General features: G+C 64.0%; 12 protein-coding genes. 3 read left to right on the top strand and 9 right to left on the bottom strand.

Annotation, left to right across the window (positions count from 1 at the left end):
* The first annotated feature begins 152 nt into the window (after positions 1–152).
* Both ABIC03_RS19640 and ABIC03_RS19635 read left to right on the top strand, forming a co-directional pair.
* Positions 153–605 (top strand): MaoC family dehydratase, encoded by a 453-nt coding sequence (locus ABIC03_RS19640; RefSeq protein ID WP_007595761.1) that lies wholly within the window; start codon positions 153–155, stop codon positions 603–605.
* Positions 605–1456 carry an HpcH/HpaI aldolase/citrate lyase family protein gene (locus ABIC03_RS19635; RefSeq protein ID WP_354060228.1) on the top strand — a complete coding sequence of 284 codons (852 nt, stop codon included), beginning with the start codon at positions 605–607 and terminating at the stop codon, positions 1454–1456. Before ABIC03_RS19640 ends, ABIC03_RS19635 begins: the two co-directional genes overlap by 1 nt.
* Before the next feature lie 191 nt (positions 1457–1647).
* On the opposite strand, the gene ABIC03_RS19630 is transcribed toward ABIC03_RS19635, so the two are convergent.
* Entirely contained in the window at positions 1648–2445 is a 798-nt protein-coding gene (locus tag ABIC03_RS19630) for a fumarylacetoacetate hydrolase family protein (RefSeq protein WP_354060886.1), read from the bottom strand.
* A 198-nt stretch (positions 2446–2643) separates the two neighbouring features.
* Between ABIC03_RS19630 and ABIC03_RS19625 the strand changes: the two genes are divergently transcribed.
* On the top strand, positions 2644–3543 hold the full coding sequence (locus ABIC03_RS19625) for a LysR substrate-binding domain-containing protein (protein WP_027519799.1): 900 nt from the start codon (positions 2644–2646) through the stop codon (positions 3541–3543).
* A gap of 3 nt (positions 3544–3546) precedes the next feature.
* On the opposite strand, the gene ABIC03_RS19620 is transcribed toward ABIC03_RS19625, so the two are convergent.
* Genes ABIC03_RS19620 through ABIC03_RS19585 form a run of 8 tightly spaced genes read right to left on the bottom strand, consistent with a single transcriptional unit; the run spans position 3547 to position 13101 of the window.
* Positions 3547–5034 (bottom strand): amidase, encoded by a 1488-nt coding sequence (locus ABIC03_RS19620; RefSeq protein WP_354060226.1) that lies wholly within the window; start codon positions 5032–5034, stop codon positions 3547–3549.
* Positions 5035–5051: 17 nt separating this feature from the next.
* Positions 5052–5849 carry an FAD binding domain-containing protein gene (locus ABIC03_RS19615; RefSeq protein ID WP_354060224.1) on the bottom strand — a complete coding sequence of 266 codons (798 nt, stop codon included), beginning with the start codon at positions 5847–5849 and terminating at the stop codon, positions 5052–5054.
* Between the two features lie 11 nt (positions 5850–5860).
* The gene (locus ABIC03_RS19610) at positions 5861–8248 is read right to left on the bottom strand and encodes a xanthine dehydrogenase family protein molybdopterin-binding subunit (protein WP_354060222.1); all 2388 of its coding nucleotides are present in this window, start codon (positions 8246–8248) and stop codon (positions 5861–5863) included.
* 2 nt (positions 8249–8250) lie between these two features.
* Positions 8251–8739, bottom strand: a complete 489-nt coding sequence (locus tag ABIC03_RS19605; protein ID WP_502916935.1) for a (2Fe-2S)-binding protein — start codon at positions 8737–8739, stop codon at positions 8251–8253.
* Positions 8740–8763: 24 nt separating this feature from the next.
* Positions 8764–9870, bottom strand: coding sequence for an ABC transporter ATP-binding protein (locus tag ABIC03_RS19600; protein ID WP_354060218.1), 1107 nt, complete (start codon positions 9868–9870; stop codon positions 8764–8766).
* 7 nt (positions 9871–9877) lie between these two features.
* Positions 9878–10783, bottom strand: coding sequence for an ABC transporter permease (locus ABIC03_RS19595; protein WP_354060216.1), 906 nt, complete (start codon positions 10781–10783; stop codon positions 9878–9880).
* Complete coding sequence (locus tag ABIC03_RS19590; protein ID WP_275169309.1) at positions 10780–11712, bottom strand: ABC transporter permease; 933 nt, start codon at positions 11710–11712, stop codon at positions 10780–10782. Before ABIC03_RS19590 ends, ABIC03_RS19595 begins: the two co-directional genes overlap by 4 nt.
* Before the next feature lie 39 nt (positions 11713–11751).
* Positions 11752–13101 (bottom strand): ABC transporter substrate-binding protein, encoded by a 1350-nt coding sequence (locus ABIC03_RS19585; RefSeq protein WP_247358416.1) that lies wholly within the window; start codon positions 13099–13101, stop codon positions 11752–11754.
* Between the last annotated feature and the right edge of the window lie 225 nt (positions 13102–13326).

Here is a 13326-nt window from a genome sequence, read left to right as displayed (position 1 = left end):
ATTTCTGTGCTCGCGTGCCCTCGCTTGCGTTCTTTAGCTCGAAAAACGGGGGACAGATACGTGAATTTGCCTGCCAACTGTGTGTACGATGCATGGGATCATGCGGCGCGACGGTGTGAGCGCGCCGTTATTTCGCAGGGAGGAAGACCGCGATGGCCGGACTTTATTTCGAGGAGTTTTCCGTGGGCCAGGAGTTCAGGCATCCGCTGACGCGGACCGTCACGGAGATGGACAACACCATGTTCAGCCTGCTGACGCTCAATCCACAGCCGCTGCACATCGACGCACATTTTTCGGCGCAGACCGAGTTCGGACAGCGCATTTTCAACAGCCTTTACACCCTCGGCATCATGATCGGCATGACGGTCTATGATACGACCATGGGAACCACCGTTGCCAATCTCGGCATGACCGACGTCACTTTTCCGAAGCCGGTCTTCCATGGCGACACGCTGCGGGCGACGACGAAGGTGCTTTCGTTGCGGGAATCCAAATCGCGCCCCAAGGCGGGCATCGTCGAGTTCGAGCATCACGCTCTCAACCAGAATGACGAGATCGTCGGCAAATGCCGCCGCATGGCGATGATGCACAAGAGGCCGGTCTGATGCGTTCGATGCTATTCGTGCCGGGCGACTCCCCGCGCAAATTCGAGAAGGCCAGCGGAGGCAACGCCGACGCGCTGATCATCGATCTCGAAGATTCCGTCGTCACCGACAAGAAGCCGGAGGCGCGCGGGTTGACGCTGGCGATGCTGAAGGCCCGCAACAAGCCCCATCGGCTCTATGTCCGCGTCAACGCGCTCGACACCGGCATGACGCTCGCCGACCTTGCCGCGGTGATTCCAGGCAAGCCCGACGGCATCGTGCTGCCGAAATCGCAGGGCGGCGACGACGTGCGGCAGGTCGCGACCTGGCTGGAAGCTTTGGAAGCTGCGGCTGGTATCGCGATCGGCTCAACACGCATCGTCTGCGTCGCGACCGAAACCGCAGGATCGATCTTCGGGCTCGGCAGCTATAAGGGCTGCTCCCCTCGCCTCGCCGGCCTGATGTGGGGCGCGGAGGATCTCTCGGCCTCGCTCGGCGCTACTGAAAAGGCGTCAGGCGGCGTGTTCCACAGTCCTTATCGCCTGGCGCGCGATCTCTGCCTGATGGCAGCCGCCGCGGCCGAGGTCGCGCCGATCGACACCGTCTATACCGATATCGACAATCTGGCGGGGCTCGAACAGGAAACGCGCGCGGCGCGGCGCGACGGCTTTTCGGCGAAAGCGCTGATCCATCCCAAGCACGTCGACGTGGTCAACGCGGCGTTCGAACCGACCGAGGCCGAGCGCAATTGGGCCGAGAAGGTGATCGCGGCGTTCGCGAGCAATCCGAACTCCGGCACCCTGCGCCTCGACGGCCAGATGATCGACAAGCCGCATCTTCGCGCCGCGATGAAGATCCTCGGCCAAAGCTAGATCAGGACGCCGCGCTGCGACATGGGATCGAAGCCGCTCTCAGCGTCGTCGTGGCCGGGCTTGTCCCGGCCATCCACGGGCTTCCACGCAACCGGCACCCAAAAACGTGGATGCCCGGGACAAGCCCGGGCATGACGAAGCGAAAACGTCCCGCCCCTCACTTTTCCGCAAACGGGGAGAGGCGAAGACAATCAGACGATCTTGATCGACATGTCCGGCAAGCCGTCGAGCTTGCACAAGAGCACGTCGCCCTTCACGACCGGGCCGACATTCTCCGGCGTGCCGGAATAGATGATGTCGCCGGCCTTCAGCTCGAACGCTTCCGACAGTTTTGCGATCTGCTCGGACACGTTCCAGATCATCTTGCTGAGATCCGAGCTCTGCTTGACGGTGCCATTGATCGCCAGCGAAATGGCGCCCTTGTCGAAATGACCGGTCTTGCTGGCCGGGTGGATCGGGCCGATCACCGCGGCGTGGTCGAAGCTCTTGCCGATCTCCCAGGGCTTCTTCTCCGCGGCCATCCCGTTCTGGAGATCGCGCCGGGTCATGTCGAGGCCGAGCGCGTAGCCATAGACATGGTCGAGCGCCTTCTCGGCCGGGATGTTGCTGCCGGCGGACTTCAGCGCGGCGACCAGTTCGACCTCGTGGTGATAGTTCTTGGTCAGCGACGGGTAGGGATGATCGGCGACCTCGCCTACAGCGACGTTCTGGATTGCGTCGGTCGGCTTCTGAAAAAAGAACGGCGGCTCGCGGTTCGGGTCCGAGCCCCGCTCGATCGCGTGCGCCGCATAGTTACGCCCGATGCAGTAGATGCGGCGGACCTGGAACACCTGGGTTTCGCCGATGATCGGAATGGTGACCATCGGCACCGGAAAGAGCGGTTTCGGGCCGGCCTGCGCCGCAGCCGGCGCAACTTCCGCGATTGAGGCAGCACTCGCGGCCGCGGCAATTGCGAGCAGCTCCCGTCGCGTTGCTGAGATCTCTTTTATGTTTGCGCTCCCTTTTTATGTTCGTTGGGCGCATCATGCGCGCCGAGCCGCCTGATAATCAATATTCAGTATGCCAGCAATGCTGGACCGGCACGTCGTCCAATTGAGAACACGCCGTCTGCGACTGAGCCTTCCCACCCCGGCTCCCCTTCGCCCTAGCATGGAACTTGCATAAATTCTGGGCGACATGGACGCCGCATGAACCTCATCAGCCTCGATATCCGCATGCTCCGGTCGCTGATCTCCGTGGTCGAGACCGGCAGCATCACCGAGACCGCGCGGCGGCTGGGCCGCACCCAGCCGGCCATCACGCTGCAATTGCAGCGGCTGGAGGAGCTGACCGGGAAGCAATTGTTCGAGCATGCCGGCCGCCGGCTGACGCTGAGTGAGGACGGCACCACGGTTCTCACCTACGCCAAATCCATCCTACGGTTGCATGACGAATTGATTTCGCAGCTGGCGTCGCAGGAGATCGAAGGTCAGGTCGTACTCGGCACGCCCGACCTCTATGCCGCCTTCATGCTGCCGCAGATCCTCAGCGTGTTCCGAAAATCCTTCCCCCGCGTCCAGGTCGAGCTCAATTGCGCGCTCTCGACGCCGCTGGTGGGCCTGGTCAAGCGCGGCGATGTCGACATCGCGCTCGTCACCCGCATGAACGATTTTACGGGCGGCCAGGTGGTGCGGCGCGAGCAACTGGTCTGGATGACCGGCGAGCAGTCCGCCGCGCACCAGGAACGGCCCATTCCGCTGGCATTGCTGCCGCCCGGCAACATCTATCGCGACTACGCGATCGACACGCTGGAACGCGCGAATTTGCGCTGGCGCATCGCCTGCGTCAGCGAAAGCGTCGGTGGCCTCCAGGCGGCGGCCTTCGCCGGCATGGCCGTGACCGTACTCGGCCGCAGTGCGCTGGTGCCGGCGATGCGCGAGATCGGCCCGAACGAGGGCCTGCCGCCACTGCCGAAGATCGAGCTGCTGCTCTACAAGTCGAGCGGCGCGACCTCGAAGGCGGCGACCGCCTTGCACGACTACCTCGCGCACTATCTACGCCTCGACGAGGAGCTCAGCGGCCGCGGCGACCCGATCGAGCTGTCCTGAGCTTCATACCTTCCCGCGCGCGGCACTTTCGCGGAGCGCCAGTGACGGCCAGAACGCCGCCCATGGCTGGGCCTCTTCGAACGCAGCCGCGATGCGGAAGATCGTAGGCTCGTCGAGCCAGCGCGCAACGATCTGAAGGCCGATCGGCAGCCCATCACGATCGAAGCCGCAGGGCAGCGTCGCCGCCGGAAGGCCGGCGAGATTGATCGGCCAGGTGAAGGGCGACCAGCCCAGATGCGGATCGACCTTGCCGCCGTCGATCGCGTCGACGCCGAGGCGGCCGGCCTCGAACGCGGTCACCGCGACGGTCGGCGTCACCAGCGCATCGACGCGCTCGAAAAGCTTCAGGAAGCCGCTGCGAGCCTGGCCGCGGCGATACCCCGCTTCGATATAGTCCGTCCCGCTGTAGCGCCGGCCGGCACTGATGACATCGAGATAATCTGGTTCGGAGCTGGCGAGATCGGCCGTGCTCTTGCTCCCGACCGCGGCCGCCTGTTCGGTGAAGGCGATCGGCTTCAGCGTGTGCTCGAGGATGCCGGGATCGAGGCCAGGACCATCCATGGTGACCTGCGCGCCGCAGGCGTCGAGAATGGCCAGCGCCTTGCCGAACGCCGCGCGCACATCGGGGCTGACGGCGGCGTAGCCGAGATCGACGCTGGCCCCGATACGAACGCCGTTCAACGGCTCGGCCTTCGCATCGAATCGCCGCGCCGCCACCGGCAGGCTCGCGGGATCGCGCAGATCGTAGCCGGCGATGACCTGCAGCGTCAGCGCGGCATCCGCGACCGTGCGCGTGATCGGCCCGGTATGTGCGAGCGAGCCCCAGGATGGTGGCGAGAAGCCGGGCGAACGCGGCACCAGGCCAAAGGTCGGCTTCAGACCGAACACCCCGCAAAAGGACGAGGGCACGCGGATCGAGCCGACGCCATCGGTTCCGATCGCGATCGGACCGCAGCCGGCGGCAACGCCTGTCGCCGCGCCGCCGCTCGATCCGCCACTGGTGCGACCGGGGTTCCAGGGATTGCGCGTGGTGCCGGTGACCGGGCTGTCCGCCGTCAACTTATAGCCGGACTCGCAGGTCGTGGTCTTGCAGGTGATGATGGCACCCGCCTCCTTCAGCGCTGAGACAACCGCCGCATCAACATCGGGCACGAAGGCCTTGTTCATCGGCGAGCCACCATAGGCCGGCACGTCTGCGACGAAGACCAGATCCTTGATTGTGACGGGTACACCAGCGAGCGGTCCCTTGGCATCGCCGGCGCGCATCTCCCTGGTGAGACGATCGGCCTCCGCCCTCGCCTGCTCGTACATCGGCGTCACCACCGCGTTGCAGGCCTCGTTCGTCACCTCCAGCGCGGCAATAGTGTCGTCGACGACATCGCGCGGAGTGAACGCCTTGCGCCGGTAGCCGGCCAGGATCTCGGTTGCAGAAAGCGAGCCAAGGCCAGTCGGCGCCGGCGGGAAGGCCGTTCGGCCGGAACCATCAGTCATCATCAACCCTAAAAGTGCTAGCTGAGCGCCGCGTCGACGGCGCGCTTGGCCATGACCGTGACGAGATGCGCACGGTAGTCCGCTTCGGCATGGATGTCGGAGGTGAGACCGTCGGTGTCGATCCTGATCGCCGCGATCGCGGACGGATCGAAATTTCGCGACAGCGCTTCTTCCATCGGGGGAACGCGGAATACACCGGAGCCCGCTCCGGTCACGGCCACGCGAACGCCATCGGCGTATTTCGCGACGAACACGCCGACCAGCGCATAGCGCGACGCCGGCGCTTTGAACTTGGCGTAGCCCGCCTTGAGTGGCACCGGAAAGCGGAGCGCCGTGATGATCTCGCCAGGTTCAAGCGCGGTCTCGAACAGGCCGCGGAAGAACCCGTCGGCCGCGATCTCGCGCGTGCTGGTGACGACGGTCGCGCCAAGACCGAGCACACCTGCCGGATAATCGGCCGCCGGATCGTTGTTCGCGACGGAGCCGCCGATCGTGCCGCGGATGCGCACGGCGGGATCGCCGATCATCGAGGCCAGCGCGGCAAGACCTGGAATCTTTGCCTGCACCAGCTTCGAGGCGGCCACCACCGCATGTGGCGTCATCGCACCGATGATGATAGCGGCGCCATCGTCGGTGATGCCCTTCAGATGTCCGAGCCTCGACAGGTCGACCAAGGCAGGCGGACTGGCGAGCCGCTGCTTCAGCGTCGGGATCAGGGTCATGCCGCCGGCGACGAGCTTGCTGTCCTCGATCGAGGTCAGCAGTTTGGCAGCGTCGGGAATCCGGTCCGGCTGGTGATAGGCAAACGGCTTCATTGTCATCCTCCCTATTCAGCAGCGACCGGCAGCGACGCGTTTTGCAGCAGGCGCCAGATCCGGTTCGGCGTCGCCGGCATGTCGACGTGGGTGACGCCGAGATGCGAGAGCGCATCGACCACCGCGTTGATGACCGCGGCCGGTGAACCGATGGTGCCGACCTCGCCGCAGCCCTTCACGCCCATCGGCGTGTGCGTGCACAGAGTCGAATGGGTCGCGATTTTCATCATCGGCATGTGGTCGGCGCGCGGCATGCAGTAGTCCATCAGCGAGCCCGACAGCAGCTGGCCCGAGCCCTCGTCATAGACCGCGTTCTCATAGAGCGCCTGACCGACGCCCTGCACGATGCCGCCGTGCAACTGGCCCTCGACAATCATCGGATTGATGACGGTGCCGACGTCGTCGACCGCGGTGTAGTTGACCAGCGTCACCGTGCCGGTTTCCGGATCGATCTCGACCTCGGCAATATGGCAGCCGCCGGGATAGGTGAAGTTAACGGGATCGTAATAAGCCTGCTCCTCGAGCCCCGGCTCCAGCACTTCGAGCGGATAGTCGTGCGGAACGTAGGCGGCGCCCGCGATCTCCTCGAACGTCTTCATGCGGTCGGTCCCTGCGACCGAGAATTTTCCGGCCTCGAAGTGAACATCCACTTCGGCTGCTTCGAGCAGATGCGCCGCGATCTTCTTGCCTTTCGCGACCACCTTGTCCGTCGCTTTCGACAGCGCCGCGCCGCCGACCACCAGCGAACGCGAGCCGTAGGTACCCATGCCGAACTGCACGCGATCGGTATCGCCGAACACGATATCGACATTGTCAAACGCGACGCCGAGCTTTTCCGAGACGATCTGCGCGAAGGTCGTCTCGTGACCCTGGCCGTGATTGTGGGTGCCGATCATGACCGTGACCTGGCCGGTCGGATGCACCCGCACCGTGGCGCTCTCATAGAGCCCGCCGCGCGCGCCCAATCGTCCCGCGAAGCGCGACGGCGCGAGGCCGCAGGCCTCGACATAGGTCGAGTAGCCGAGCCCGCGGAATTTTCCCCTGCGCGCCGACTCCGCCTTGCGGATACCGAAGTTCTTGACGTCGGCCGCGACAAGAGCGCCGTCGAGACACCCCATCGGATCGCCGGAATCGTACTGCACCAGCACCGGCGTCTGATACGGATAGGCCTCCTTCGGGATCATGTTGCGTCGGCGGATCTCGACCCGGTCGATCCCCATTTCGGTTGCCGCGACGTCGACGATGCGCTCCAACACGAAAGTCGCCTCGGGTCGGCCGGCGCCGCGATAGGCGTCGACCGGAACGGTGTTGGTGAACACCACCTTCACGTTGCAGTAGATCGCCGGCGTGGTGTAGACGCCGCCGAGCAAGGGGCCGTAGAGATTGGTCGGAATGTTCGGCCCGAAAGTCGAGAGGTAGCCACCCATATTGGCGAGCGTGTTGACGCGGAAGGCCAGAAACTTCCCGGTCTCGTCCAGCGCGAGCTCGGCCTCGGTGACGTGATCGCGGCCATGGCGATCGGAGACGTAGCCTTCCGACCGGCTCGCGACCCATTTGATCGGCCGCATCACGCGCTTGGCGGCCCAGGTGATCACGGCCTCCTCGCCGTAGTGGAACTGCTTGACGCCAAAGCCGCCGCCGACATCGGGCGCCACCACGCGCAGCTTCTGCTGCGGGATGTTCAGCACCAGCGCACCCATCAGGAAGCGAACGACATGCGGGAACTGGCTGGTGGTCCACAGCGTGAAGCGATCCGTGCCGGGCTCATATTCGGCGATCGCCGCGCGCGGCTCCATCGGGTTGCCGATCAGACGGTTGTTGACGAGGCTGAGCTTCGCGACATGTGCCGCTTTCCGGAACGCGGTCTCGACCGCGGCCTTGTCGCCGAGCTCCCAATCGCAACAGATGTTGTTCGGAACGTCGTCGAACAATTGCGGCGCACCCTGCCGCACGGCTTCGAGCACACCGACCACCGAGGGCAGCACCTCGTAATCGACAGTCAGCAGCTCGGCTGCCGCACTGGCCTGTGCCGGCGTCTCCGCGACGACGAAGGCGACCATGTCGCCGACGAAGCGCACCTTGCCCTGCGCCAGCATCGGGAACGGCGGCTCCTTCATCGGCACGCCCTTGGCATCCGTGATACCCCAACCGCAGGGCAGCGATCCCAGCTTGTCCGTGGCGGCATCCTCGCCGGTAAGAACCGCAATGACGCCGGGCGATGCGAGTGCCGCACGCTTGTCGATGCATCGCAGGATCGCGTGTCCGTGCGGCGAGCGCACGAACACACCCGCCGTCATGCCGGGCCGCTTGATGTCGGAGACGTAATTGCCGCGGCCGGTGAGGAAGCGCTGGTCCTCTTTCCGTTTAGGTGAAGCGCCGATCCCGATCACATTGCCCATGGTCACTCTCCCTTGGCGGCGTTCATGGCGGCAGCGCCTGCCATGACCGAGACGACGATGTTCTGATAGCCGGTGCAGCGGCAGATATTGCCTTCAAGGCCGTGGCGGACGTCGGCTTCCGTCAGGTCCGGCTTTTCGGTCGCGAGCGCCACCGCCGTCATCAGCATGCCGGGTGTGCAAAAGCCGCATTGCAGACCGTGATGCTCACGAAACGCTTCCTGCATCGGATGCATTTGGTTCGAACCCGGCGCACCTTGAAGCCCCTCGACGGTGAGCAGCGTCGCACCGTCGAGCGCGGGCGCCAGCAGCGTGCAGCTCTTCACCGGCAGGCCGTCGAGATGCACCACGCAGGCGCCGCATTGGCTGGTGTCGCAGCCGATATGGGTACCGGTGAGATTCAGCCGCTCGCGCAGCAGCTCGGCAACCAGCGTCGCCGGCTCGACCTCGACAGTTGTTGGCCGTCCGTTGAGTGTGAAGGATATCTGCACGATCATACTCCTGTGCGCGACGGGTCTTTAGGCGAGTGGAAGCGCGCTGCCGGTGGCCCATGTGGCCATCACGACGTCGCCGACGGTGAAGGGATCCGCGAAGAAGGTCTTTTCCGGCACATAGGCGACGAACGCGTCATCCGGCACGGTGTCCAGCATGACCTTGACGAAATAGCCCTGGTACTCGATCGCAAGCACACGGCTTGGCAGCGACGTGGAGCAGCCCGGCGGCAGCTCCCTGCCCGGCCGGACCAGTGCGACATCGTCGCGACGCACGGCGATATCGATCCTGTCACCGACGCTGACCGTGGACCGCGCCTGAAGCGGGACCTCGATGCCGTCAGGCGCGGCCTGCGCGAGCGTAAAGGTCGAACCGTTGACCTTCTCGACCCGCCCCGACAGGACGTTCTGCCCGCCCATAAATTCGGCGACGTAACGATCGTGCGGATGGGCATAGACGTCGCGCGCCGCTCCCGCCTGCTTGATTCTGCCCTGCTCCATCACCACGACCAGATCGGCGAGCGCGATCGCCTCGAGCTGGGTGTGGGTGACGTGGATGAAGGTGATGCCGAGCTCCTGCTGCATCCGCCTGAGCTCCTGGCGCATCTGCACGCGGAGCTGCTCGTCGAGCGCGGACAGCGGTTCGTCGAGCAGCAGCACCCTCGGCTCGGTGATCGCGGCGCGCGCCAGCGCCACACGCTGCTGCTGGCCGCCGGAGAGCTGGGCCGGCAGGCGGTCGGCGAATTGCGTCAGACGCACCTTCTCGATCATAGCATCCGCAGCGCGCAGACGATCGGCCTTCGACATGCCGCGCACGCGCAAGGCGAACGCGATGTTGTCGCGCACCGTGAGATGCGGGAACAGCGCGTAGGACTGAAACATCATCGCGGTGCGCCGCTGCACCGGCGCCAGCCCGACGACGTTCTGGCCGCCGATCACGATCTCACCCGCGCTCGGGTCTTCATGGCCGGCGATCATGCGCAGAATCGTGGTCTTGCCGCAGCCAGACGGGCCAATGAAGCAGCAATAGGCGCCGTCGGCGATCTTGAGATTGACGCCGTCCACCACATTGGTGACGCCGTCAAAGCTCTTGCAGATGCCCGCCAGTTCGATATCGCCGCGATCGCTCTTCATTCCCAGCTCAACCCTTTGTGCTGCTGCCGCGCTTCTTCTGGATCAGCACGATGCTGCCCAGGCTCGCGCCGATGACGATGAAGGAGACGATCGTCGTCACCGTGCCGAGCGCGTAAAGCGAGGGGGACGTGACGTTCAGGGTCATGCTCCAGATCTCCAGCGGCAGCGTGTTCAGTGAGCCCGCGGTCTGGAGGCTGCGCGCGAACTCGTCGTAGGAGAGCGTGAAGCCGAACAGCGCGACCGCGACCAGACCGGGCGCCAGCACCGGGATCATCACCAGCCGAATCGACTGCCAGCGGCTGGCGCCGAGGTCGTAGGCCGCCTCCTCCCAGACGTGGTTGAAGCGCGACATCACCGCGAACATCACCAGCACGCCGAACGGCAGCGTCCAGGACAGTTGCGCGCCGAGCGCCGAGGTGTACCAGCTCGCATTGAGCCCGAGGGCCTGGAACAACAGACCGGTGCCGAGGCCGAGCACGAGACCCGGAGCGACCAGGCTGCCGATCATCATGTAGAACACGACGGTATCGCCGCGAAAGCGCTTGCGAAAACCGAGCCCGGCAAGGAACGAGACCACCACCGTGATGGCGGTGACAATGACGGCGAGCTTGATCGAGCGGTCGAACGAGCCCTTGACGTCGCCGGTCCGCACCTGGGTGAAGAGATCGACGAACCAGTGCAGCGAGTGGCCCTTCATCGGGAACACGAGGCCGCCACGGATATCCTGGAACGACAGGACGTAGATACAGAACATCGGGCCGTACAGCGCGATCACATAGAACCCGAATAGCGTCGCCAGAAGATAGAACGTCCACGGCCGGCCGCCCTTGCTCGGTGCTATCGCCTTGGTCGTCGCGGGCGCGACCATCTTTGACATGTCGGTTTTGGGCATGTCGGCGAGAACCGCGCTCATCGCGTGATCTCCTGCCTGATGTCGACGGTGCGCAGGATCAGCGAGACGATCGCGACCAGCACCAGCGTCAGCAGCACGGCGCTCGCGGCTGCGGTCGGATATTGCAATACACCGACGTCCTCGTAGAACGCGCTGACCACCGAGGCCGAGCCGCCGCCGGACATCACCTTGACCACGAAGAAATCGCCCATCACGATCGAGACGACGAAGATGGTGCCGAGCGCGATGCCGCTCTTGGACATCGGGACCACGATCAGGCGCATGATGTCGAAACGGCTGGCGCCTGCATCGATCGCGGCCTCGATCAGCTTCTTGTCGATCCGTGCCATGGAATTGAAGATCGGCACGATCATGAAAATGGTGAGCTGATGGACATAGGCGATGACCACCGCGAGGTCGGAGAACAGCAACACTTCAAGCGGCTGGCGGATCACACCGAGCCCCAGCAGCACCTGGTTGATCAGGCCTTCCTTGCCGAGGAGCGGTATCCAGGAAATCATCCGGATGATGTTCGAGGTCCAGAACGGTACCGTGCAGAGCAGGAACAGACCAATCGCCAGCAGTTGGTTGCGGACGTGGAAAACCAGGAAGTATGCGACGAAGAAGCCAATGATCAGCGTGAAGATCCAGGTCAGAACCGTGAACTTGATCGTCGCCAGATACAGCTTCAGCGTCAGTGCCGAATGCAGCACCTCGACATAGCTTGCGAGCGTGAAACCCGGCGTCAGCCCGCCAAAGCCGTCAGTGGCGAAAAAGCTCGCCGCCAGCACGACCAGGATCGGCGCCACGAAGAACGGCACCAGCACCAGCACGAGCGGCGACACGTAGAGCCAGCCGGCGAGATTTGCGCGTGGTGAGGTTTGAGCTGGACTAAGACTTGGCTGCATGTCGGCAAACGCCTCGAAGTCGATCTTTTGGCACCGGCGCATCGTCGCGCCGGCGCTTCGTTCAGTCAGGGAAAGCAGGTTTCAGGCCACCTTGAAGTCGTTCCAGCGCTTGTTCATGTAGGCGGCTTCGTCCATTAGCGTGTTCCAACAGGAGATGTTCTTGACGCGGTCGAGGAACGAGCCGCCGTCGCGTTTGGTGCCGCTCTTCTCCATCGGCACGCCATAGGGGTCGTTGACCACCTCGGGCGCGGGCTGGCCCTCGTACCAGAATGCCCATTCGGCCGGCGTGAGGAATTTCTTCGCAGTCGAAGGCACCGGGCTGTAATAGCCGTAGCGGGCGACGAAGCCGCCCTGCCAACCCGACAGATACCAGTTGAGATATTCGTAGGCCGCGTCCAGCTTCTTGCCGGAGAGATGCTTCATCAGGCCCATGCCGTTGCACCAGCCGCGATAGCCTTCCTTGCCGTTCTTGATGTTGACCGGCGCGTAGACGCAGGGGATTTCTTTCACGCGCACCGCGGCAACCGCCGGCGACCACATCGACTGGATCACCACTTCACCCGCCGCCATCAACTGCACCGACTGGTCGAAGGTGGTCCAGGTCGCCCGGAACTGGCCCTGCTTCTTGAGCTCGATCAGCTTGTTGCAGGTGAAGTCGATCTCCTCCTTGGTCATGTTGCCCTTGTTGCCGTACTTGATCAGGCCGGCGCTTTCGAAGCAGAGCGCGGCGTCCATGATGCCGATCGCGGGCACGTCGAGGATCGCGGCCTTGCCTTTGAACTTGGGATCGATCAGATCCTTCCATTCGGTGACTTCATGGCCGACGAGGTCGGGGCGGTAGCCGATGGAGTCGGCGTTATAAACCTGCGGCAGGAAGGTCGCCCATTCGGTCACGCCGTCGTTGAGGTCGGTCGAATCGGGCTTGGCGATATACATGGCCTCGTAGGGCGAGATGCCCTGGCGCGGGATCTTGTGACCGTCGATCTCGCCCTTGGTGAAGATCGGCAGGATGTTGTCGAACTCCTTGACCTTCTTGACCTCGATGCCCTGGATCACGCCGCGTTTGGCGGCGAGCTTGGCCTGCCAGCCTTCGAGATCGGCGATATCGACCGTATTAGGCTGGCTTATGAAGCGGTTGATGGCAGCGGAAGTGTCGAGGTTCTGCATCGTCACCTTGAAGCCGAGATCCTTGGCCGCCTGGTCGCCGATCGCCTTCACCACCGAATAGGACACGCCGACATGGCGCAGCTCGATATCCTTGATCTCCTGCGCCCAGATGGTCGGGAATCCGCGGATCGCGTCCGATCCTGCGGCCGCGCCGGCCACCGCCGCGGCGCCCTTCAACAGCGTGCGCCTGCTCAGCTTTTTCGCAGGCTTGTCGCTCGTCCCCGCCGGATTGGCAGTGGATGTCCCCTTGTCCCTGTCAAGCATGGCAACCCTCGTTGGTTACGATGAACGCTCGCACCGGTCGCCATTGACCGGCTGCGGATGTGATCAATTGCGAGGGAGGCTATGGGCGGGATGTTGTGAAGTAAAATTGGAAGTAAAAATTCGCTGCATAAACGCGGCTAATGGTTCGCCCCACTGCATCGGCTTTTGGCAACGCGCATAAGAAGGCGTCAAGACCTGCATACAAAATGATGGCTTCGAACGCGC

The organism is Bradyrhizobium sp. RT6a, from assembly GCF_040547675.1.
In the GTDB taxonomy this organism is placed as follows: Bacteria; Pseudomonadota; Alphaproteobacteria; order Rhizobiales; family Xanthobacteraceae; genus Bradyrhizobium.
The sequence above is the reverse complement of the archived record's forward strand: the minus strand, read 5'-3'. Positions and strand labels throughout refer to the sequence as shown.

What these genes read in the sequence shown, in the direction of transcription:
- ABIC03_RS19640 (WP_007595761.1), top strand. Translation starts at nt 153, where the DNA reads ATGGCCGGACTTTATTTCGAGGAGTTTTCCGTGGGCCAGGAGTTCAGG.
- ABIC03_RS19635 (WP_354060228.1), top strand. Translation starts at nt 605, where the DNA reads ATGCGTTCGATGCTATTCGTGCCGGGCGACTCCCCGCGCAAATTCGAG.
- ABIC03_RS19625 (WP_027519799.1), top strand. Translation starts at nt 2,644, where the DNA reads ATGAACCTCATCAGCCTCGATATCCGCATGCTCCGGTCGCTGATCTCC.
- ABIC03_RS19620 (WP_354060226.1), bottom strand. Translation starts at nt 5,034, where the DNA reads ATGACTGATGGTTCCGGCCGAACGGCCTTCCCGCCGGCGCCGACTGGC.
- ABIC03_RS19615 (WP_354060224.1), bottom strand. Translation starts at nt 5,849, where the DNA reads ATGAAGCCGTTTGCCTATCACCAGCCGGACCGGATTCCCGACGCTGCC.
- ABIC03_RS19610 (WP_354060222.1), bottom strand. Translation starts at nt 8,248, where the DNA reads ATGGGCAATGTGATCGGGATCGGCGCTTCACCTAAACGGAAAGAGGAC.
- ABIC03_RS19600 (WP_354060218.1), bottom strand. Translation starts at nt 9,870, where the DNA reads ATGAAGAGCGATCGCGGCGATATCGAACTGGCGGGCATCTGCAAGAGC.
- ABIC03_RS19595 (WP_354060216.1), bottom strand. Translation starts at nt 10,783, where the DNA reads ATGAGCGCGGTTCTCGCCGACATGCCCAAAACCGACATGTCAAAGATG.
- ABIC03_RS19590 (WP_275169309.1), bottom strand. Translation starts at nt 11,712, where the DNA reads ATGCGCCGGTGCCAAAAGATCGACTTCGAGGCGTTTGCCGACATGCAG.
- ABIC03_RS19585 (WP_247358416.1), bottom strand. Translation starts at nt 13,101, where the DNA reads ATGCTTGACAGGGACAAGGGGACATCCACTGCCAATCCGGCGGGGACG.